A 22,673-nucleotide genomic window follows, 5' to 3' on the forward strand; every position below is an offset into this window, starting at 1 on the left:
ATCTGATGAAGGCAATTCCTGAATCCATAGAACTTTCCAACTTAAGTACAAACGGGCAGTTTGGTTTGGAAAAACAAGCGTTTACACCCGATTCCAATGGAATTATTGCCGAAATAAGACTGGAATTGCCCAAATTTAAAAAGGGAATCTATTACCGTCCTTTTTCATCCAAACTAGCTGCAGGTAACCGGGTGGAACCGCTTTGGTTTGCGCATATCGCTCAACTGGACACTTTTGTAAAAAGAAAGCCACGGATGGACGACCACGTGAACCTGGGGGCTTTTATGATGCTCAAAAAAGACGACGGTCAATATTTGGTACTGTTGCCACTCGTTTCGAACCATATCGGCAATACTTTTAGTGTTCGCGACAATAACATTTATTTAACTATGGCTACATACGGTACAAGAACTGAAGATACTTCTGCACCCTTAATCAGTTATGCCCAGTCAGAAAATCCGTATGAGGCCGCCAGACTAGCCTGGGACCAGGCCATGCTCAATGATGATATCAAAGAAAATATCAATTGGCGGGAGAATAAATTGTATCCAGAATCCTATCAGTACCTGGGATGGTGTTCCTGGGAGCATTATAAGAAAAATATAAGTGAAGAGATCATTTTGGATGCCATAAAAGGGATCAAGTCCAGTACTATTCCTTTTCGCTGGGTATTGATTGACGATGGCTATTTAGATGCAAAGAAAAGTCAACTGATGTCATTTGGTGTGGATCATAAGAAATTCCCCAATGGATGGGAACCAATTGTTAATCAAAAAGGAGAGAAAATAAAATGGATGGGGATATGGCGCAATTTCAATGGATATTGGGGCGGTATATCTCCAGACCACACCATGTCTCATCTGCAAGAACATCTGGTATTGCGTTCTGAAAAATCAGAGCAGCCCCGTTACATGCCTCAAATTTCATATGAAGCCTCTAATGCGTTTTACAATGAAATGACTGCCGATACTAAGAAGAATGGATTTGATATGATCAAAGTCGATTTTCAGTCCGATAACTTTCGTTACAATACAGGTTCGGAAAATGCGATTTTGGGGGTTCATTATAACAACAAGGCATTGGAGGAAAATTGTAAGCAGAAAGATCTTTTCTTGTTAAATTGTATTGCGCAGCAAAACTTCAATGTATTCAATCATACCTACAGTGCTTTAATCCGGGGTAGTGTTGATTATAAAACAACCAAGGATCGCCTGGATCTTACGCTGGTACAAAACTTTGCCAATGCTTTTTGGTTAGGACATACACATTGGCTTGACCAGGATATGTTTTTTGCCAATTATGAGGAGACAGCTCGTCTAATGGCCGTGGCCCGCGCCATGTCCGGTGGCCCCATATATTTATCGGATGAGCCACAAAAAATTGACGACACTGTGTTAAGGCCATTAACCTATGCTGACGGTCACATTTTGGGCACTTTGGCCCCGGGAGTACCATTGCCTGAAAGTCTTATGCAAGATCCATACTATGAAGGTAAAGCATTCAGGGTGATAGCCCCACTTAAAAATAATTGTGCCGCTATAATGGCTGTTAACTTAAATCAGGATGATCAGGAGGCAAACGCCTTCGTCTCGTTAAAAGATTATCCTTTTGCAGGTGGTATGATACAACCTTACCAAGGACTTTGGAACATTCCCGAAGAGGGCATTTTATTATACGATCATTATAGGGGGTCAGCAAGTATCCTAAAGGGTGAATATCAATTCAAATTAGGCTCAAGAAAAGAACGCCTTTTTCAATTAAGTCCCATTCAATACGGATGGTCCCTTATTGGAAGGCCTGATAAATATTTATCGGCAGCTGCCTTTGAATTGCTCGAAATTGATAAAAAGACCATCAAAATAAAAATGGTAGAAGACGGTCCAATCTTGCTTTGGTCCGATAATAAAAAACCATCATCAGAATATTTTAAATTTTCAAAGCTTGAAAATGGTTTATGGCGAGGGGAACTCAGAAAATCGAATGAGAATAGAGAATATATAATTTCCGCCTTGCAATAGTTTTTTGAAATTTTTGATATTCATTATTAAAGAGAAAAGAGTTTTAATGTTATAAACGATCTACGATGAAACGAAGGAATATATTGATGGCTATGGTTGCAGTGGCATTTATAGGCATGATGACTAATTGCACAACCAAAACCATTGCAGCGGATAAGCCAAACATCATTTATATCATGATGGATGAATGGGGCTATTTTGAATCGTCAGGCATGGGACACCCAATATTGAAGACGCCCAATATAGATAAGGTAGCTTCCGAAGGTATGCGATTCACTCAGTTCCTTGCAGGTGGGAATGTTTGTGCCCCAACGCGAAGTTCTCTGATGACCGGTCAGCATACGGGACATACCACAGTTAGGTCTAATGGTGGAGGAATGGCTCTTTGCGCTGACGATATCACCATCGCAAGCATTCTTAAAGAAGCAGGATACGTGACAGGCGGATTCGGAAAATGGGGCTTAGGAGACGTTGGTACAACAGGTGTTCCTGAGAAACATGGATTTGATACATTTTTCGGATACTATCATCAGGTACACGCGCATACCTATTATCCCAGATACCTGATCCATAACAGTAAGAAAGTGCCACTGAAAGGGAATACGGGTGACTTTTTGACCGGCGAGACATTTTCACATGAATTAATACATGCTAAAGGATTGGAATTTATTCGAACAAATAAAGATCAACCATTCTTTGCATATCTACCCTGGACTCCGCCCCACGGATACTGGGCCATGCCTGAAGATGATCCTGCATGGCAAAAATATAAGGACAAGGAATGGGATGCTTCTAACCAAAAAGGCGAATACGATGCACAAATGTACGCTGCCATGGTGGAAATGGTGGATAGACAGATCGGCGAGATCATGGCTTTATTAAAGGAGCTTGATATCGATGATAAGACAATAGTGTTTGTTTGCGGTGATAATGGTGGACAACCTTATTTTAAGAACAGTAAGTATCCGCACGGATTCTTAGCGCCAAATCTGAATCCAAAGACAGGCAAACGCTTCCGGGGCGGTAAAGGTAATTTTTATGAAGGAGGTCTTAGGATACCGTTTATGGTAAGATGGCCTGAGCAAATAACGCAAGGTACAGTTTCTAACCATCTGGGTTACTTTCCTGATATTATGCCAACAATGGCTGAACTGGCCGGAGTGGAAATACCCTCAACCACAGATGGCATTTCCATCTTGCCAACCCTACTTGGCGAAGCGCTTGTGAAACGCAAAAATGCGCAACATGAATATTTATATTGGGAAGACCCCAGAAGCTGTGCCGTTCGAATGGGTAACTGGAAAGCAATCAGACCAAACAAAAAAGCGGCATTTGAACTGTATGATTTGAATACAGATATGGAAGAACTCCATGATGTGGCAGATCAATTTCCTGAAATCCTCGAGAAAATGATAAATTTTACAAAAGAAGCCCATGCACCTACACGCAAGGGTGAAGTGCTGGATGCCTCGTTGGGTTTTAAGGGGCATAAAAAAGATTAAAGAGTTTTACAATTTAAGGTGTAAGAACATTTTATCAATAAATGAAATCTAGTGATGATAAATAGAAGAAATTTTTTAAAAACTACAATAGTTGGAGCTGTTGCGAGCTTTGTTCCCAGTGCGCTTCTCGCAGAAAATAACGAAAAACTTCCCAATGTTTTAATCCTGGGCGATTCCATTTCAATTGGCTATACGCCGTTTGTTCGGGATATGCTGAAAGGTAAGGCGAATGTGTACCGACCATTATACCCCAATGGTAAAGCCGAGAATTGTGAGGGTACAACCAAGGGTAAAGAAATGATGGAGGAATGGTTGAGCGCCAACAAATGGGACATTATCCATTTTAATTTTGGTTTGCATGACCTAAAACACGTAGATGAAAAAACAGGGAAAAACAGTACAAATCCTGATGATCCGAAACAGGCGGGCCTAAAAACGTACAAAAAGAACCTAAAGGAGATTGTTGAGAAGCTTAATGTTACAGGAGCAACCTTAGTTTTTGCAACCACTACGCCATTTCCTGATAAACCCAAAGGCCCGTTAAGAAGAGCAGATCAACCTAAAAAATATAACAAAGTGGCTTTAAAGATCATGAAGAAATACGATATCAGGATCAATAATCTTCACGATTTTGTTTTGCCCAGAATGGAAGAACTACAGTTGCCTTCTAATGTGCATTTTAAAAAAGCGGGTAGTGAAGCCCTGGCAAAACAGGTAGTAAAACATATTGAAGAATTACTTTAAAAAAAACTTTTGTAAATCAATCATTATATATGTTCTATGTTTCACAATAAAATTACCACTATTGGAATTATCTTGATTGTTTCTATTCTTTTATCAGCCTGCACGGTTTCAAAAGAAGAAGCAAAGGAAAAACCAAATATCATCATTATTTATGCCGATGATTTAGGCTATGGTGATGTAAGTGCCTATGGATCGGGGACACTTTCAACGCCAAATATTGATCGTCTTGCCGAAGGTGGAGTAAGGTTTACCCAGGGCTATGCCTCTTCGGCAACCTGCACCCCAAGTCGTTATGCAATACTTACCGGAACCTATCCATGGCGGAATAAGAATGCCAGGATACTTTCCGGAACAGCACCATTGTTGATCGGCACGGATCAGCTAACCATCCCAAAAATGCTAAAGCAAAAAGGTTATCATACCGGTATTGTTGGGAAATGGCACTTAGGCCTTGGCGATGGAAATGTAAACTGGAATAGGCGAATTTCTCCCGGTCCGAATGAGGTAGGATTTGACTATTCATACATCATGGCAGCCACGCAAGATCGGGTTCCTACAGTCTATATTGAGGACGGTTATGTTTCAGGGTTAGATCCTAATGATCCCATAGAAGTCGATTATAAAAACAATTTCGAGGGGGAGCCCACCGGGAAAGAAAATCCGGAGATGCTGAAATTGAAGTGGCATCATGGGCATAACAATTCTATCGTAAATGGAATTCCCAGAATTGGATACATGAAAGGCGGAGAATCCGCGAAATGGGTTGATGGGAACATGGCCGATACATTCCTGATCAGGTCACAAAAATACATACTGCAACACAAAGATGAACCATTCTTTCTTTTTTACACCTTGCAACAGCCTCATGTACCCAGAACACCTCATGAGCGGTTTATAGGAAAAACGGGCATGGGACCCAGAGGGGATGTGATCGCAGAAGCAGACTGGTGTATCGGTGAATTGATGAAAACCCTAGAAAATGAGGGTCTTTTAGATAATACACTGATCATTTTATCCAGTGATAACGGACCTGTGTTGAACGATGGTTATTACGATGGTGCTGTTGAGAAACTGGGAGATCATACTCCTTGGGGACCTTTGAGAGGAGGAAAGTACAGCCTGTTTGAGGCGGGAACGAGGGTGCCCTTCATTACCTATTGGAAAGGAAAGATTCAACCCATGGTATCGGATGCGATGATATCGCAGGTGGATTTGTTGTCTTCTCTGGCGGCATTAGTAGAAAGTGACCTGCAAGGTCCTGACAGTGAGAATTTGTTGGATGTATTGATGGGCAGAACTAAAAAAGGTCGTGATGAATTGATACTGGAAGCAGGCTCCCGGACTGCATTTCGAAAAGGAAGCTGGGTATTGATTCCTCCATATAAGGGTCCTGCGGTAAGCAAAAATGTAAACATTGAACTTGGCAACTCAAACAAATTTCAGCTGTATAATTTGAAAGAAGATCTAGGTCAGCAAACTAATCTTGCTGAAAAAAGTCCTGATAAGTTGAAAGAATTGATTGAAAACTTTGAGAAAATAAGAGGGATAAGCTATTCAGATACCGAAAAACTCGAATAGAAATAATATGGTTATCCGCACCATTCTGTGGGATTGACGAGAAGGAAAAAAAATGTAAATGAAATTTTATACAGGGGTGATCCGATGGGAAAAGCAGTCCAATTAAAATCATCCCTGTCATGGTTTGCCCGTTTTCCGGTGGGTGTGCCTGCAGTGATAGGGTTTCCCCGGGAGAAACCGAAAAAAAAAGCAAAGAATGCGGTCTTGGCTAGATGCAAGATATGGCTTAAACCTTCATTGAGGAACGCAACATGCAAGAGTCCAACGTTAAACCTAAAGGGATAGACGGAAGAGTCAGATTGGGCAGAGTGGAGCTTATTGATAGAAGGTAACGGGACTTATAACTTGGAAATACCCTATGCCAGTGCAGTGGATGGGGGTACTTTTAAATTGATGGTTGCCGGGCATTCAATGGAACACACAGTTTGGAATATCGGATAGAAGCCGAAAGCAATGAAACTGCACCAAAGCTTGATGACCATGAGGAATATTATACTTGTAACAAACTAAAAGATAGATACATGAAACCTATTTTGTGGATATTTCTGATAACATTTATAGCTGAACAGGCAAACGCACAATTTGTGTTGCGCTACGATAAGCCTGCAAGCCAATTTACAGAAGAGCAGAGGGGGAATCCCAATAAACTAGGATACATGCAGGAAGCCTTGCCGCTGGGTAACGGACGTATAGGCGCTATGTTTTCCGGGGGAATTGAACAGGAACACCTGATGATGAATGATATTACTTTATGGATGAACAGCAAACGCGGCTTAGATGAAGTGGCGCAATCGGGTGTCAGACCACGGGGCTACAAGAATTTTGATAAAGTAAGGGAGGCCTACCAACAAGGTAACTATGGCACAGGTGAAAACAGCATGGAGGCCAGGTCGACCAAATACGTAAGCAGCACCCAACCTTTAGGAAATTATGCCCCATTCACCGATTTATATATTTCAACAGGGCATAGTGCAAAAGCTATCGTAAATTACAGCCGCACTTTGGATGCCCACAAAGGTGTCGGTATAGTTAGCTACAGTATTGGTGATGCAAGTTTTGTAAGAGAATACTTCTGCAGCTATCCAAACGATGCAGTGGTTGCGAGGTATACCGCACTAAACGAAAAAATGAATCTAAAAATAACTGTAAGTACCTTACATAAAGTTAGGAGCATAAAAGCCGATGGGAATACTATAGTGTTAAATGGGGAGGTATCTATGGAGCAGGATAATATTGCATTTCAGCAATTGGTTTATATCGATGCCGGAAAGGGCAAGTTAATGCCCCAAGAGGATGGCTCCATGGATGTAATAGGCGCAACGGACGTTAAGATTTATCTTACAGGTTATTCAGATTATCTACCTGTTTATCCATCTTTTAAAGGACGCAATTATGTGGAAGATAGTAAAAATACGATGGATGAAGCCCTTAAACTGGGCTATGAAAAACTGAAAAAATCACACGTCCGGGATGTCTCTTCGCTCATGGACCGTTGCCAGCTGGAGCTGGATTATCGACCTTCCCGTTTAACGACAGATGAGTTGGTGAATAAAGGGCCAAGTCTGGAACTGGAAAACCTCTATTTTAACTATTCCCGATATTTGCAATTGAGCTGTTCGCGCAGCGCTCCTGTTCCCTCTAACTTGCAGGGACTTTGGAATGGGCACCTAAAACCCGCATGGAATTGCGACTATCATACCGATATTAATGTAGAAATGAATTACTGGATGGTGGAAACAGCCAATCTCCCGGGTTCATTTTCACCCTATGTGGATTGGGTGAAAATACTGGCGCAATCGGGCGAACATACTGCTCGTGAAGCTTTTGGTGTGAAAAAAGGTTGGAGCATGGGACTCAATGGAAATGTGTTTGGTTTTACGGCCCAGAATGTGCATGGCCGCCGAAGCCAACAGGCCGCACACTGGCTCACCAGGAACCTGTTCGATCATTATGCCTTTAACCAGGATAGTGCGTACCTCGAAGATATCTATCCCATTCTGAAAGGTGCGGCAGAATTTTTTGTCGGGTTTCTTGCTCCATGGAAGGATGGAACACTGGTAGTCTATCCTACCTGGTCGCCGGAAAACGCTTATCTGGTAAAGCAGTATGGCAAACTGAACAAGCAGACCTACGGGGCTTCCTGGGATCAGCAGCTCGTATTGAACCTCTTCACCGATTGTATCGAAGCATCCACCATATTAAACCGTGACAAGGCGTTCCGGGAAACTTTACAGGAATACATCCCTCGCTTGTGCCCACAAAAAATAGGACAGTACGGACAATTACAGGAATGGCCCGAAGACTGGGACAGACCCGATGATCATCACCGCCATATTTCACATTTGATTGCCTTGCATCCCGGACGCGATTTTTCGCCCCTGACAACGAAAGAGATTGCAGATGCTGCATTAGTTACGATGATACATCGTGGCGATATTTCCACCGGGTGGAGTACAGCATGGAAAACCTGCTTTTGGGCTCGGCTTCACAATGGCGACAAAGCACATCAGTTTTACGAGTATCTAACCTCCAAACGGGCATATGCAAATCTTTTTGATTTTCATCCTCCTTTTCAAATAGACGGAAATTTTGGAGGAACAGCAGGTGTTTGTGAAATGTTGTTGCAAAGCCACTTAAGAAGTATAGATGCCAAGGCCAAATCAATTGATAAGGCTGCATTTGTAGCTTATCAGAAGGATAAAAAGAAAGAAAATCATTATGTACCTGTTGTCCCTGGAGAAAAGATTGCAGAAGCACCATACATTCTTCATTTACTGCCGGCTTTACCTTCAGCCTGGCCTGCTGGTAAGGTTGCCGGACTTAGGGCACGAGGAGGCTTTGATGTGGATATGGAATGGGAAAATGGAATATTAAAAACTGCAACCATTCACGCTGAGAATGGAGGAGAGTTCAGAATTTATTCCAATGATTCTTTAAGTCGGGTTTTAACTTTGAAAAAAGGAGAGTCGATGGTTTGGAAAGACAATTAATAAAAACAAAGAGTATACAATTGCGAGCTAATAAAATATAATCATGAAGTCAACGATTAACAAAATAGCCTCATTGCTTATCATAATATTGTTTGTGGCGTGTTCAACAACCGATAAAACAGTTAAGGAGCAGCCCTTAAAAATCTGGTTGGAACAATCCACAAAAAAATGGAACGAAGGATTGCCTATAGGAAATGGAAGCCTGGGGGCCATGGTTTACGGTACACCTGCAAAAGAAGTTATCTGCTTAAATGAAGAAACCATTTGGACAGGCGAGAAAAGATACGATCGCGACAACAAAAAAGCAGGGCCCGAAGTGATTAAAAAGATTCAGCAGATGGTTTTCGATGGTAAATATGTAGAAGCGGAAGAGTTTCTTACCACAAACCTATTGGCAAAACGTTTTCCTACAGGAACCATGACCAACCAGATGTTGGCCGATCTTTTTGTTGAACGTCAAGGATTTGATAGTGTAGCCAACTTCCGACGGGAACTGGATTTGAACACTGCGGTACAAACCACCCAATTTGAGAAAGATGGCACCAGCTATACCAGGGAGTGTTTCTCTAGCTTTCCGGGTAAGGCAATGGTTATTAAATATTCTGCCGATAAAAAAGGAGCAATAAGCTTGTCAGCTTCAATAAAGCGTAATAAAAACACCAATATCGAGTTGACTAACAACAGTATCCATTTCTCGGAGCATGTTGGTAACTTGATGGGGGTGAAGTTTAATTCAACTATTCATTTCGAAACCAAAGGTGGAAAAACAGAGGCTAAGAATGGAAAAATAGTGGTTTCTGACGCCAATGAATTGGTGATAAGAATTGTAGGGGCAAGCGATTATCGTGGTGGTAACCCTAAACAGATTTGTGCGGATAATTTAAAAAATGCCTTGGCAGATGATTACAAGGAATTGCTTTCGGAACATGTAACCGATTATCGCTCATTGTTTAAGCGATTGAATTTTACCATTTCAGATGGTGATGGTGAAGACTTACCAACAGATAAACGACTTCAAAAGGTTAAAGATGGTGCTGTGGATAATTACCTGACCCAGGTGCAATATCAGTTCGGAAGGTATCTGTTAATCAGCAGTTCACGACCGGGAACAATGCCTGCCAATTTGCAGGGGATATGGGTGAATGGTTTTAAACCACCCTGGAATTCTGATTATCACATTAATATCAATATTCAGATGAACTACTGGATGGCCGAAATGACCAACCTTGCCGAATGTCATGAACCATTTTTAAAATTCATAGGAAGTTTAAGAGAAATGGGACGAATTACAGCACGTGAAACCTATGGATGTGGTGGATTTGTGGCCCATCACACAAGTGACGCCTGGCTTGCAACGGCAGCTTTTGGAAGGGCCCGCTATGGAATGTGGCCAATGGGGGCAGCCTGGTGTTGTCAACATCTTTATACGCATTACGAGTATACCGATGACAAAGAATACCTGGCGGAGCATGCCTACCCCATTATGAAAGAAGCGGCACAGTTTTTTGTTGATTTTATGATTCCCCATCCGAAAACAGGTATGTTAGTAACTTCCCCATCCGTATCTCCCGAAAACAATTTTATGACGACTGAAGGGGAGGTGGCAACCGTATCTTATGGCTGTACCATGGACAGGGCGATCATTCTTGAATTGTACCGTAATTGTATCAAATCAGCTGAAATATTAGGAATTGAAGATGCATTTATTGATACCCTAAAAAGTCAAGTAACAAAGATACCGCCGCTCCAGATTGGAAGCGATGGCCGTTTAATGGAATGGATGGAAGAATTGGAAGAACCTTATCCCGGACACCGACACATTTCACATTTGTATGCGCTGCATCCATCAAATCAGATTTCGAAGGAAAGAACGCCTGAATTATTCGATGCCGCCAAAAAAACCATTGAATATCGTTTAGCCAATGGAGGTGGTCATACGGGATGGAGCCGTGCGTGGATTATTAATTTCTGGGCTCGCTTGTTAGAAGCAGAGAAAGCACATGAAAACATTATCGCCTTGCAACAAAAATCAACCTTGCCAAACCTGTTGGATGTACATCCACCATTTCAGATTGATGGAAACTTTGGAGTGGTTTCGGGGATTACCGAGATGTTAATGCAAAGCCATGATGGTAAGATTAATCTTCTGCCGGCACTTCCATCAGCCTGGCCAAACGGAAGCATTAAAGGATTGCGTGCTCGTGGCGGTTTCGAGGTAGATATTGAATGGGAAAATGAAAAATTGAAACTGGCAACAATAAGAGCCACAACCAGTGGGAAATTCAGAATCTACTCTAACGGTGCATTGAGTGAAATGATTTCGTTGAAAAAAGGCGAGTCTATGAATTGGAAAGACAATTAAATAAACGATTGGTGACGGTATTTACGAGTCAATCTTTAGGATGAATACATAAAGATGATAAGGTTAAATCTATCGTGCTAAAAAAGTAAATGACCCTAATAGAGTAAAACAAAAATAGGCGTAGGTGCAAACCTACGGTAGTAAAAAGGTTAGAAAAAGAACCCCGGAGTGGGTTCAATAAAAATCAAGACAAGTGAAAGGTATATTACTTTTAGGATTAATAATTATTCCGTTTTTAGGCTACAGTCAAGAAGAAACCACCGATTCAATAAAAGTGTTTTTTCTGGGAGGTCAGTCGAATATGGTAGGCAGAGGACTTAACAAAGAATTGCCCGATTCTTTAGATAAAACCTTTTCAAACGTATGGATTTTTCATGGGAATACAACAACCCAAAAGAACGATAGCGGGGGAGCGGGTAAATGGGAGAACTTAAAATCGGGTCACGGTGCCGGATTTAAATCAGATGGCAATACAAATGTTTATTCCAATAAATTTGGAGTAGAGCTATCCTTTGCCCGGAAGTTGCAGGAGCTGTATCCGAACGAAAAAATTGCACTCATAAAATATGCTTGCGGAGGTACATCCATCGATACAATGGCAAACCGAAAGCCGGGATACTGGGAGCCCGATTATAGTGGAAAGCAAGGCGCAAATCATTACGAGAACTTTTTAAAAACAATAAACAATGCATTCGAAACGCGCGATATAAATGGCGGTGGAAAAGACGATTATCTCATTCCCTCGGGCATAATTTGGATGCAAGGTGAGAGCGATGGCAATGATGAAAAAGTAGCTTCGCGGTATTATGCTAATCTGAAAAGATTAATGGATTTAATGAGAGCTTCCTTTCGAAATCATGATTTACCCATTGTGCTTGGCAAAATATCGGATTCGGGAAATGATGAGGATGGAAAAGTTTGGGACTATGGAGAGCTGGTACAATATGCGCAGGAAAAATATGCTAAAACAGAAAAGAATGCGGCAATTGTTAGAACCACCAAATTTTATAAATACTCCGATCCCTGGCACTACGATAGCCAAGGATATATTGACTTGGGTGAAAAATTTGCCGAGACCATTTTTAATTTGAACAAATAGAACTTGAATAGATGAACAAGAGTAAGTTATTACAAATATTCACAGCGGTATTCATTGTCTTTTGGGCTATAAGTTGCTCAACTGATGAAGAATTACGCAAGCCAAATTTCGTTATCATTTTCACCGACGATCAGGGTTACCAGGATTTGGGATGTTTTGGCTCGCCAACTATTCACTCGCCCAACATCGACAAGATGGCGGAAGAAGGGATTAAACTGACTAGCTTTTATGTGGGGGCTCCGCTTTGTACACCATCGCGTGCAGCCTTAATGACTGGCTCTTACCCAACGCGTGTAAACATGGGCGAACGGGTTTTGCTCGATGCTGATTCAAAAGGGCTTAACCCCAATGAAATTACCATTGCTGAAGTATTAAAATCGGCAGGCTATAAAACCGGAATGTTTGGGAAGTGGCACTTGGGCGATCAGCCTGAGTTTTTGCCCACTCGCCAGGGATTTGATGAGTTTTTCGGACTTCCGTACAGTTACGACATTAGCCCGTTTCATGGTAATAATAAGAAGCATAACTTTTCGCCTCTGCCACTAATGGAAGGAGAAACAGTGATTGAGGAAAATCCCGATTGCGACTATCTTACCCAGAAGTTTACAGAGCGTGCGATTCGTTTTATCGAGGAAAATAAGGATGAGCCATTTTTCCTTTATATTCCGCATCCCGATCCTCACCGACCCATCTATGTGTCGCCCGAATTTAGAAAAGATGCGCCCGATTCAATTAAAGCCCGCCTGGAAAAAGAAGATGGCTACATTGATTATGCTGCCCGCGATAAACTGTACAAATACGCGATTAACGAAATTGACTGGTCCGTAGGACAAGTGCTGGAAGCATTAAAACGAGCTGGAATTGATGAAAATACCCTGGTGGTTTTCACATCAGACAATGGGCCAATGGCGGGAAGTGCCAAACCTTTGAGAGGTAGAAAAGGAAGCTTTTATGAAGGCGGTTTGCGCGAGCCGGCAGTAATTCGCTGGCCCGGAAAAATTCCGGCAGGACAGGTAAATGACGAAATACTTACCGCCATGGATCTTTTACCAACTTTTGCCTCATTAGCTGGGGCAGAAATACCAAACGACCGGGTAATTGATGGTAAAGATATTTGGCCGGTGCTGGTAAATAAGGAGAGCAGTCCACACAAGGCCTTTTTCTACCATCAACACGGAAATTTAAAAGCAGTGCGTTCAGGTGAGTGGAAGCTGCATGTAAGTGGAAACACACCAGTCGCCCTGTACAATTTAGAAGATGATATTTCAGAATCAAAAAATGTGTTGGAGGGAAATCAAGTAATTGCCGAAGACCTGCTTTCTCATATTAAAGAATTTAAGAAAGACATTAAAAACAATAACCGTCCAGCGGCTTATGTCGAAAATCCGGTAGCACTATCTAAAAATTAAAGAAATTATGAGCATTACGAAAGGAAAAGGGCTAATGACGCTTCATATGCAACATTTGTTAGTCAAGATGCAACATACATCTTACTCTATCGTTCCAGCTATTTGTAATTTTGGAATATTACAAAAATTTAAAACAATGCGCAAAATCAAATTATTAACAGTACTTGTAACTTTTCAGGTTGTATTTTTTTTCATCAGTTGTTCCACAACTAATGAATCATCTTTACCCAACATCGTCTTAATCTATGCCGATGACCTAGGCTATGGCGACCTGAGCTGTTATGGCGCAACCAAGGTGCAAACGCCAAATATCGATCGGCTGGCATCCGAAGGCTTATCATTCTCTGATGCGCATGCTGCAGCAGCTGTTTGCTCGCCTTCGCGCTATGGTATCATTACAGGACGTTACCCTTTACGACGTAACTATTGGGGAGCTGTTGGGGGACTTGATGATGCCTTAACGATCGACACATCACGTATTACTGTAGCCAGTCTTTTGAAAGACGCTGGTTATTCTACCGCTTGCGTGGGGAAATGGCACCTTGGTTTGGGCGTTGACAAGCCTGATTATAATAAAGCACTAAAGCCAGGACCTCTTGAACTGGGGTTTGACTATGCCTATTACATCCCTATGGTGAATAGTGGACCTCCTTTCGTTTATGTAGAAAATCATTGGGTGGACGGCTACGATCCGGCTGATCCTTTTGTACGTGGAAAAAAAACTGTGACGCAGAAATGGCCTGAGAAAGGTGGCTATACTGCCATCGGTGGAGCGGAGGCTGCTCATAAGCTGTACGAAGATGAAAAGGTGGGCACTACACTGAAAGACAAAGCCATTGCGTGGATGAAAAAAATGCACGAGAGTGATAAAGATAAGCCTTTCTTCCTTTATTTAGCCACTACCAATATTCACCACCCTTTTACACCAGCTCCTCAGTTTCAAGGGACGAGCGAGTGTGGTCGTTATGGCGATTTTATTCACGAGCTGGATTGGATTGTCGGTGAAGTGACCGGCGCACTTGAAGAAATGGGCGAAGCGGAGAACACCTTGGTTATCTTTACCAGTGATAATGGGGGAATGCTCAATTTAGGCGGACAAGATGCGTGGAAAGCGGGCCATAAACTCAATGGCGATTTGCTAGGTTTTAAATTTGGCGCCTGGGAAGGCGGACACCGAGTGCCCTTTATTGTCAAATGGCCCGGTAATATTAAGCCCAATACTACTTCTGATCATATGATTAGTCAAGTGGACCTTATGGCCACTTTCGCAGAAATAACGCACCAATCCTTAACGAAAGAAGAATGCCCTGATGGGATTAATCAATTACCAGAATTGCTGGGAGAGGCAAAAGAACCCTTACGTGATGTCCTTATTGTTTCACCCAACTGTCCCAGTCATTTAACGGTACGTAAAGGCGACTGGGTTTATATCGCTGCTCAGGGCGAAGGCGGGTTTCAAGGAACGAATATTGGTTCACACGCCTTAGGGGGTGCGGCAGCTACCAAACTAACCCAACAAATCAATAGCGACATCGAAAATTATAAGATAAAAGCGGATGCCCCACCCAAACAGTTGTATAACATTAAGGAAGATCCCTACCAAACAGTGAATGTTTATGGGCAGTACCCTGAGGTAGAAAAAGAGTTAGACGCTATTTTGCAAAGCTACAGAGGAGAAATTGGTGACTATCCTGAGTTAGGATGGATTCATAAAAAGGTGCTGGAAGAAAAAAGAACGAAGAATAAGAAATGAAAAAGATCGCTGTTTTAATAGGTTTGTTTTTTTTCGTTAGAATTACAAATGCTCAGGTAGGTAATATGGTAAATGATTCCATAAATATTGCAGATCCGATGGAAAAGTCGGCTCTATTAAAGTCATCCTTGCCATGGTTTGCCCGTTTTCAGGTGGGCGATCTTCCAGTGGTAGGTTTCCCCGGAGAAACCGAAAAAGAAAAAAAGCAACGAATGCAGCCGTGGGTGGATGCAAAATATGGCTTATTCCTGCATTGGGGACCTCAACGTGCAGGAGGTGAATATGTCATTTCAACGGATACCTTAAATGCTTTTAATCCTGAATCATTTGACGCGGAAAAATGGGTGCTAACCGCGAAACGCTTGGGTTTTAAATATATCGTGATAACAACAAAGCACCATGCTGGTTTTTGCATGTACGATTCTAAATACACTTCCTATGATATTATAGACGCAACCCCCTTTGGGCGTGACCCCATAAAGGAGTTGTCGGATGCTTGTGCCAGGCATAATATGCTATTCGGTATTTATTATTCGGTTTGGGATATTCATCACCCAGGCTATAGCAAGGGGTTGGGCACCGGTAATTATGCCACCTATCAACAGTATATGCTCAATCAAATAGAGGAATTACTGACAAATTATGGCCCGATGGTTTGTGTGTGGTTTGATGGAGAGTGGGTGGAAAGCTGGACACGGGAACGAGCTATTGAATTTAGGGATAAAATTCGGGAATTACAGCCCAATACTATTTTGGCTAACCGTATAGGACAACGCCGAAGGGGCGATGGAGACCACCATTCCCCTGAAAACTTTTCGCCCTACGTTGGAGACCAGGACGAACCCTGGGAAAGTTGTGCGAAATTTGATGGTAGTTGGTTTTACAACGGTACCAACAAATCGCAATCTGCAGAATGGGCACTATATAACTTATGCTATGCCTCTTCGCGCGGAGGAAATTTTTTAATGAATCTCGGACCAACACCCGAAGGAAAATTCCTGGAATCTAGTATTGAGAAACTGGGGCATGTGGGAGCATGGCTAAAAGCAAACGGGGAGTCTATTTATGGTACCGAGAAAGGCCCTCATTATTTATTGGAATGGGGGACGTGCACCCGAAAAGGAACTACCTTGTATTATCAGGTTTTCGATTGGCCAAAGAATGGAGAACTGCTTATTCCCGGACTTAAAACAAAGGTAAAATCTGCAACTTTTCTGGCAGATAAAAAAGGTAATCCGTTAGAGATGAGAAGGGATGGAGATGATGTGATCGTGAATTTACCTTCCGTACCACCTTATGAAATAGCCAATGTCATTAAAATGAAATTGGCGGGTATTCCAGTAGTGGACAATTCTGCCAAGGCCTTAAAAAAGGAAATAGCGAAAAAGGAATCCATGAGAGAAATTCCCGAAGGAAGCTACTTTTTACCTGCTGGATTTGCCAAAATACATGGCGAGAAACTTCATTTTTATTATGGAACAGGAGCAGGAGCCCAACGCGAAAACCTTAAGGGTTGGACGGAAGAATCGGATTGGGCAGAATGGGACTTGCTGGTAAAGGAAAACGGTACATACAATGTGGAAATAACCTATGCCAGCTTGGTAGATGGAGGTTCTTTTGAATTGACCTTGGCTGGGCAGACATATGAGCATGCAGTTCAGAATATCGGAAAAAAACCTAGAGCCAAAAATTCGCCATTATCGGTTAATTATAAAACTTTTGTTTTGGGTGAAATGCAATTAAAACCAGGTAGGTATCAGCTGACCATAAAACCTAAAAAAATAAATGAAGAAGCAATAAATTGGCACCAGGGCTTGATGATTTTGAGAGATTTAACACTGGTTCCAAACTAAAATAAATAACAATGAGAAATATTCTATTATGTGCAGCATTATTCTTGATGATGTTCTCCTCGTGTACCACAAAACCAACGATGGTGGCTTGCGTGGGGGATAGTATTACCGAAGGGGCTAAACATAAGTGGCAAAGCAAAACGGCTTATCCCAAGGTGTTAGGCGATTTATTAGGTAAAGACTTTAGCGTAGTCAACTGTGGGAGAAGCGGCACAACAGCTTTGAAGGAGAGTAATTTTACATACTGGAAATGCAACGAATTTTCCAATGTATTTGCAGTTCATCCCAGCGTAATAACCATCAAGCTGGGTACCAACGATTCCAAACCCGGCAATTGGAATACAGAAAGGTTTAAAAAAGATTATCAGAGTTTGATTGATACCTTTTTGACCATTCAGCCAAAGCCACAAATTTATCTCTGCTGCCCTGTTCCGGTGTTTGAGCACAGCCGTTTTAGAATAAGGGGTGAGGTGGTAACCAACGAAGTTATTCCTTTAATTAAAAGCCTGGCAGAAGAAAATAATTTACCTCTCATTGATTTATATAAGCCATTCTTGGGGAAAGGCGATTTGGTGCCTGATGGTGTGCACCCTGAGGCGGAAGGGGCTGCTTTAATCGCTGAAATAATATCTAAACAAATAAATTAAACAAATGAAATTTAAAATATTCACTCCGATCGCAATACTTCTAGTTTTATGCATTAATTGCAGCAAACCAACAACAAAAATGTCTTTTGAATATGTGGGAATAGCAGCAGAACAAAAGGGGATGCATGTATGGGGATCATCCCCAATTATTGGTCCTGAGGGCAGAGTGCACCTTTATGCTGCACAGTGGCCCATGTCGACTCAAAAAGATTTTAGTGGATGGTTTAAGGATTGTGAAATTGGTCATTATGTAAGTGATAGTCCTGAAGGGCCTTTTGAATATATAGGTTTGGCTATTGCAGATAAAGACGGACAGTTTAATTCTCCTCATAATCCAACGATTAATTATATGGATGGGCTGTATGTACTAAGTTTCATTGTGAATGAAAATAATGATTTAAAAACCCAGCGCATTGTTATGATGGTGGCGGAAGATTTGAATGATAATTGGCGCCCGGCTTCAGGAGCAGAGGCTGATGGCACAATGCTTCGCAAATCGTCAGACCCTACTGTGTGGAGCTATACAGCACGACTTGGGTGTTCTAATCCGTCTTTGATAAAATTTGGTAACAAATACCACCTTTACAATAAATCGGTAGTGCGAAAGGAGCCTAAAGGCTATGTTTATACTTATGGAGTGGCCATTGCCGATCAACTTGAGGGACCATACATTCATAATACAGAACGAATCACTTCTCCCAATTTTCCGTTGGAAGACGCCTATGCCTTTAACATGAATGATTCTGTGTTTTTCTTTAGCCGTGATTTCGGTGCCCGAAAAGGAAACCAAGGAGGAGGTTTGTTATGGAAATCTGCCGATGGAATAAACTTTCCAACAGAAAAAGTTACGCGTGCTTATGAGGATTTGGCTCATTATCTGGGCGAAGAGGCATTAGAACATGCCCATGTTTATAGAGGAAAAAAACACGGCCATTTGGAGCGTGTTCAGATATTATCTATCGATGGCAAGCCCGCCTATGCCTATTTCGCGGTTGGATTAAATGTGAAAGATGGTTATGGTAGCGGTTCACATGTTTTCAAAATTGTTCATGAATAGGTCACTCTGAGCGTGTATTAAGTGAAGTTAAATAAATAGTTAATATCACAACAACATTAATTACTAATGTATAGAACAACGATAATTATCTCCCTGCTAACATGCTTAATTGCATTTAATGCCGTTTCGCAAAATACAAAACCGAATGTAATATTAATTGTTGCTGATGACCATGGCTATGCTGATATGCATCATTTAGGTATTCATGAAGATATTAAAACACCTAATTTAGATCAACTGGCACAGGATGGTATTTCTTTTTCCAATGCATATGTCACTAGTCCTATCTGTAGTCCATCGCGTTGTGGTTTAATAACAGGCCAGCATCAGGCACGTAATAATAACTATTTTTATGGAGGACCAGGTATTGCAGAGGGAACCATGACCATGGCACAAGCTTTTAAAGAGAATGGATATGCAACAGCCTACTACGGTAAATTACACTATGGTAATGACAAGACGCAAGGCTCTTTTAATTATCCACATAACCATGGTTTCGATGAATCAATCGTAGCCGGACATGGAGGGCGTGTACATTACTTGTATCACAATGATGCAGCAATAGATTCGCATGGTAAACCTGCCCATGCTTGGTCGAAGAATGGAGAAAAATACGAAGAAGATGGCTATTCTACAGAACAACTATCACATTGGTCGCAAGCGTTTATTGAACGGAACCAGAAGAAACCTTTCTTTCTTCAGATTGCTTTCAATGCCGTACATAATTTCAATTTTCAACTTCCAGATAAATATCTAAAGGAATGGAATCTCCCGTATTATCCGGATTATGAAGAGCTGGGAGATACCATCAAAGAAAGTGTATGGTACAACCAATCTATTCTTCCCAACCTACCCAATGGAAGAGCTTACTATATTGCTCAGTTATACTATCTCGATAAAGAGATTGGTGCTATCAGAGAAAAACTGAAGTCACTGGGTATTGATGATAACACTATCATTGTTTATACCTCTGATAATGGTGGGTCTAACTGCAGCGGAGGTAATAATAAACCCTTAAGAAGCACCAAATACTCCTTGTACGAAGGTGGTATACGTGTGCCCATGTTGATGTGCTGGAAGAATCAGCTGAAGAGTCATACAGTGAATAATACCATGGTAAGCACGCTTGATCTAATGCCAACATTATTAGCGGCTTCTCATGCCAGCGAGGAGCTGTACCAAAGTAGTGATGGCATTAACTTGCTTCCTCTTTTGCTGGACAATAAGGCGATAGAACGTGATGAAATGGTGTGGGATGTTGGTTTTGCATGGGCGGTTCGCAAAGGGAATTGGAAACTTAAAGTGGTGACTAACCAAGAAAAAGCGGATCGTATCTCTAAGAAACAACATACCAATTTAGGTAAAGGTATTGAGCTCTTTAACCTTGAGAGTGATCTTTCGGAGCAAAACAACCAAGCTAAGGCTTACCCTGAAATAGTTGAAGAACTCACAGCCATTTATAAGGATTGGAAAATTTTGGTAAGCGAGGAATAGAATAAGAGATGAATTGCTATGCTAAAACCAAAGCGTAACAACGATTATAATATTAATGCTTCTGTAATAAATTAATAATATGAAACTAATTACAATTTTAGGTTGTGTATTTCTAATGCTTTCCTGTAATGTTGAAAAGAATGATAGTGTGCATTGCCTAGATAGTGTGCCTGAGGTCTTGACTTTGAGTGAACTAGATGGGGATGGAGTGTTTTCTCTAGCCAAGCAGCAGTTGACGCCTGTAGATGGTATTATTGCAGAAATCTCCCTAGCCTTACCTAAATATAAAAAGGGGATTTATTATCGCCCTTTTTCATCTACTCTTGCATCGGGTAATAGACTAGAGCCACTGTGGTTTGAGGATATAGCCGAACTCGATACTTTCGTTCGTAAAGCTCCAAGGATGGATGATGATACGGATATGGGTGCCTTTATGATGCTTCAAAAACCTGATGGAAAGTATTTGGTGCTCCTGCCTTTAGTTTCTAGTCGGGTAGGGAATACCTTTACCATTAAAAATAAGAAGCTTTACTTGACAATGGCTACCTATGGGACGGATAGGGAAGACCTAGCTGTGCCACTCATAAGCTATGCACAGTCCGAAAACCCTTATGAAGCAGCTCGCTTAGCCTGGGCTAATGCGATGAACCTTGAAGGTATCAAGGGAAATATTAATTGGAGGGAGAATAAAAGCTACCCAGAAGCCTATCAATATCTAGGCTGGTGCTCATGGGAGCATTATAGGCAAAATATCAATGAAACGATTATTCTGAATGGCGTAGATCAGATTAAAGCAAGTGATATCCCCTTTCGTTGGGTGTTGATAGACGATGGTTACTTGGATCATAAATCGAACAAGCTTTTGTCTTTTGGTGTTGATAAAAAGAAGTTTCCCAATGGTTGGGAGACTATTACCAGCCAAAAGGATGATAAGATAAAGTGGATGGGCATCTGGCGTTGTTTTAGTGGCTATTTTGGTGGCGTTTCTCCTGAACATACGATGACGGCTTTGCAGGATCATTTAGTGGAGCGTTCGGCAGGCAAGAATAAATCGCGGATGATGCCTAAAATCTCTCCTGAATCGGCAAATGCCTTTTATAATGCGATGACTGCCAATACTCAGGAAAATGGTTTTGACCTGATAAAAGTTGATTTCCAATCGGACAATTTCCGTTATAATACGGGGGCTTCAAATGCGATTCTTGGGGTTCATTACAATAATACAGCACTGGAAGAGAATTGTAAGGAGAAAGGCCTGAAGTTGCTCAACTGTATTGCTATGCAGAATTTTAATGTGTTTAATCATAGGTATAGTAGCTTGATCCGTGGTAGTGTCGATTATAAAATTAATCGTGATAGATTAGATGTGACTTTAGTTCAGAATTTTACCAATGCCTTTTGGTTAGGCCATACCCACTGGTTAGATCAGGATATGTTTTTTGCAAATCATAAAGCATCAAACCGTCTGATGGCGGTCGCACGAGCAATTTCTGGGGGACCTATCTATCTGTCTGACGAACCACAGGATATTGATGATACGGTGCTGAAACCCCTCACTTTCGCAGATGGTCATATCTTGGGAACTTTGGCTCCTGGTGTTCCTTTGCCCGAGAGTCTGATGCAAGATCCTTATTACGAAGGGAAGGCATTCAGACTTATTGCTCCTTTAGAGAATAACAGTGCTGTTATAATGACAGTTAACCTCAACCAGGATGGGAAAGCTATTGACGCTTTTGTCTCGGCAGATGACTATTATTTTGCCGGTGGAATGATGCAACCTTATGAGGGGCTCTGGAAGCTTCCTGAGGAGGGTATCTTGTTATACGATTATTATGGCGCCAGGGCGCAAATACTGAAAGAAGATGTTCAATTCTCTCTTGCATCGCGCGAAGAACGACTGTTCCAATTAAGCCCTGTCAAAGCAGGGTGGGCGGTCATAGGTAGACCGGATAAGTACCTTCCTGCAGCTACTTTTACTATGTTAGAAATCAGTGAGGACAAGGTTAAGGTAAAAATGAAGGAAGATGGCCCTGTATTGCTGTGGTCTCAAAATAAAATACCCGAGTCAAGTAGCTTTAGCTTCAAAAAGTTAGAGAATGGCCTTTGGCAAGGGGATTTGATACAAGCGAACGAGAAAAAAGAATATACAATTAATGCCAAGTTATAA

General features: G+C 41.6%; 14 protein-coding genes. All 14 read left to right on the top strand.

The window, feature by feature from the left end; all coding sequences use genetic code 11:
• Positions 1–5: 5 nt before the first annotated feature.
• The 14 genes from ACT29I_RS13455 to ACT29I_RS13520 all read left to right on the top strand — a co-directional run bounded on the left by ACT29I_RS13455 (position 6) and on the right by ACT29I_RS13520 (position 22,673).
• Entirely contained in the window at positions 6–2,018 is a 2,013-nt protein-coding gene (locus ACT29I_RS13455; protein ID WP_444793683.1) for a Sip1-related alpha-galactosidase, read from the top strand.
• A 65-nt stretch (positions 2,019–2,083) separates the two neighbouring features.
• Positions 2,084–3,520 (top strand): arylsulfatase, encoded by a 1,437-nt coding sequence (locus ACT29I_RS13460; RefSeq protein WP_430934676.1) that lies wholly within the window; start codon positions 2,084–2,086, stop codon positions 3,518–3,520.
• Between the two features lie 54 nt (positions 3,521–3,574).
• Entirely contained in the window at positions 3,575–4,264 is a 690-nt protein-coding gene (locus tag ACT29I_RS13465; RefSeq protein ID WP_444793684.1) for a GDSL-type esterase/lipase family protein, read from the top strand.
• A gap of 36 nt (positions 4,265–4,300) precedes the next feature.
• Positions 4,301–5,842 carry a sulfatase family protein gene (locus ACT29I_RS13470; protein ID WP_444793685.1) on the top strand — a complete coding sequence of 514 codons (1,542 nt, stop codon included), beginning with the start codon at positions 4,301–4,303 and terminating at the stop codon, positions 5,840–5,842.
• Between the two features lie 521 nt (positions 5,843–6,363).
• Complete coding sequence (locus ACT29I_RS13475; protein WP_444793686.1) at positions 6,364–8,832, top strand: glycoside hydrolase family 95 protein; 2,469 nt, start codon at positions 6,364–6,366, stop codon at positions 8,830–8,832.
• Positions 8,833–8,875: 43 nt separating this feature from the next.
• Positions 8,876–11,194 carry a glycoside hydrolase family 95 protein gene (locus tag ACT29I_RS13480; RefSeq protein ID WP_444793687.1) on the top strand — a complete coding sequence of 773 codons (2,319 nt, stop codon included), beginning with the start codon at positions 8,876–8,878 and terminating at the stop codon, positions 11,192–11,194.
• A 193-nt stretch (positions 11,195–11,387) separates the two neighbouring features.
• The gene (locus tag ACT29I_RS13485) at positions 11,388–12,293 is read left to right on the top strand and encodes a sialate O-acetylesterase (RefSeq protein ID WP_444793688.1); all 906 of its coding nucleotides are present in this window, start codon (positions 11,388–11,390) and stop codon (positions 12,291–12,293) included.
• Positions 12,294–12,304: 11 nt separating this feature from the next.
• The gene (locus tag ACT29I_RS13490; RefSeq protein ID WP_430934670.1) at positions 12,305–13,702 is read left to right on the top strand and encodes a sulfatase family protein; all 1,398 of its coding nucleotides are present in this window, start codon (positions 12,305–12,307) and stop codon (positions 13,700–13,702) included.
• Between the two features lie 136 nt (positions 13,703–13,838).
• The gene (locus ACT29I_RS13495; protein WP_444793689.1) at positions 13,839–15,455 is read left to right on the top strand and encodes a sulfatase family protein; all 1,617 of its coding nucleotides are present in this window, start codon (positions 13,839–13,841) and stop codon (positions 15,453–15,455) included.
• The gene (locus tag ACT29I_RS13500; protein ID WP_444793690.1) at positions 15,452–17,308 is read left to right on the top strand and encodes an alpha-L-fucosidase; all 1,857 of its coding nucleotides are present in this window, start codon (positions 15,452–15,454) and stop codon (positions 17,306–17,308) included. Before ACT29I_RS13495 ends, ACT29I_RS13500 begins: the two co-directional genes overlap by 4 nt.
• An 11-nt stretch (positions 17,309–17,319) precedes the next feature.
• A complete protein-coding gene (locus ACT29I_RS13505) occupies positions 17,320–17,955 on the top strand; it encodes a GDSL-type esterase/lipase family protein (RefSeq protein WP_444793691.1) in 636 nt (211 codons plus the stop codon).
• Positions 17,956–18,034: 79 nt separating this feature from the next.
• On the top strand, positions 18,035–19,012 hold the full coding sequence (locus tag ACT29I_RS13510; protein WP_444793692.1) for a glycoside hydrolase family protein: 978 nt from the start codon (positions 18,035–18,037) through the stop codon (positions 19,010–19,012).
• Between the two features lie 66 nt (positions 19,013–19,078).
• A complete protein-coding gene (locus ACT29I_RS13515; RefSeq protein WP_444793693.1) occupies positions 19,079–20,506 on the top strand; it encodes a sulfatase family protein in 1,428 nt (475 codons plus the stop codon).
• A gap of 79 nt (positions 20,507–20,585) precedes the next feature.
• Positions 20,586–22,673 carry a Sip1-related alpha-galactosidase gene (locus ACT29I_RS13520; RefSeq protein WP_444793694.1) on the top strand — a complete coding sequence of 696 codons (2,088 nt, stop codon included), beginning with the start codon at positions 20,586–20,588 and terminating at the stop codon, positions 22,671–22,673.

The sequence above is a fragment of the Saccharicrinis sp. GN24d3 genome, from assembly GCF_052400645.1.
Lineage (GTDB): Bacteria > Bacteroidota > Bacteroidia > Bacteroidales > Marinilabiliaceae > Saccharicrinis.

Bases quoted from the DNA above. Each gene is read 5' to 3' on its own strand.
- ACT29I_RS13455 (WP_444793683.1), top strand. From the start codon at position 6: ATGAAGGCAATTCCTGAATCCATAGAACTTTCCAACTTAAGTACAAAC.
- ACT29I_RS13460 (WP_430934676.1), top strand. From the start codon at position 2,084: ATGAAACGAAGGAATATATTGATGGCTATGGTTGCAGTGGCATTTATA.
- ACT29I_RS13465 (WP_444793684.1), top strand. From the start codon at position 3,575: ATGATAAATAGAAGAAATTTTTTAAAAACTACAATAGTTGGAGCTGTT.
- ACT29I_RS13470 (WP_444793685.1), top strand. From the start codon at position 4,301: ATGTTTCACAATAAAATTACCACTATTGGAATTATCTTGATTGTTTCT.
- ACT29I_RS13475 (WP_444793686.1), top strand. From the start codon at position 6,364: ATGAAACCTATTTTGTGGATATTTCTGATAACATTTATAGCTGAACAG.
- ACT29I_RS13480 (WP_444793687.1), top strand. From the start codon at position 8,876: ATGAAGTCAACGATTAACAAAATAGCCTCATTGCTTATCATAATATTG.
- ACT29I_RS13490 (WP_430934670.1), top strand. From the start codon at position 12,305: ATGAACAAGAGTAAGTTATTACAAATATTCACAGCGGTATTCATTGTC.
- ACT29I_RS13495 (WP_444793689.1), top strand. From the start codon at position 13,839: ATGCGCAAAATCAAATTATTAACAGTACTTGTAACTTTTCAGGTTGTA.
- ACT29I_RS13500 (WP_444793690.1), top strand. From the start codon at position 15,452: ATGAAAAAGATCGCTGTTTTAATAGGTTTGTTTTTTTTCGTTAGAATT.
- ACT29I_RS13505 (WP_444793691.1), top strand. From the start codon at position 17,320: ATGAGAAATATTCTATTATGTGCAGCATTATTCTTGATGATGTTCTCC.
- ACT29I_RS13510 (WP_444793692.1), top strand. From the start codon at position 18,035: ATGTCTTTTGAATATGTGGGAATAGCAGCAGAACAAAAGGGGATGCAT.
- ACT29I_RS13515 (WP_444793693.1), top strand. From the start codon at position 19,079: ATGTATAGAACAACGATAATTATCTCCCTGCTAACATGCTTAATTGCA.
- ACT29I_RS13520 (WP_444793694.1), top strand. From the start codon at position 20,586: ATGAAACTAATTACAATTTTAGGTTGTGTATTTCTAATGCTTTCCTGT.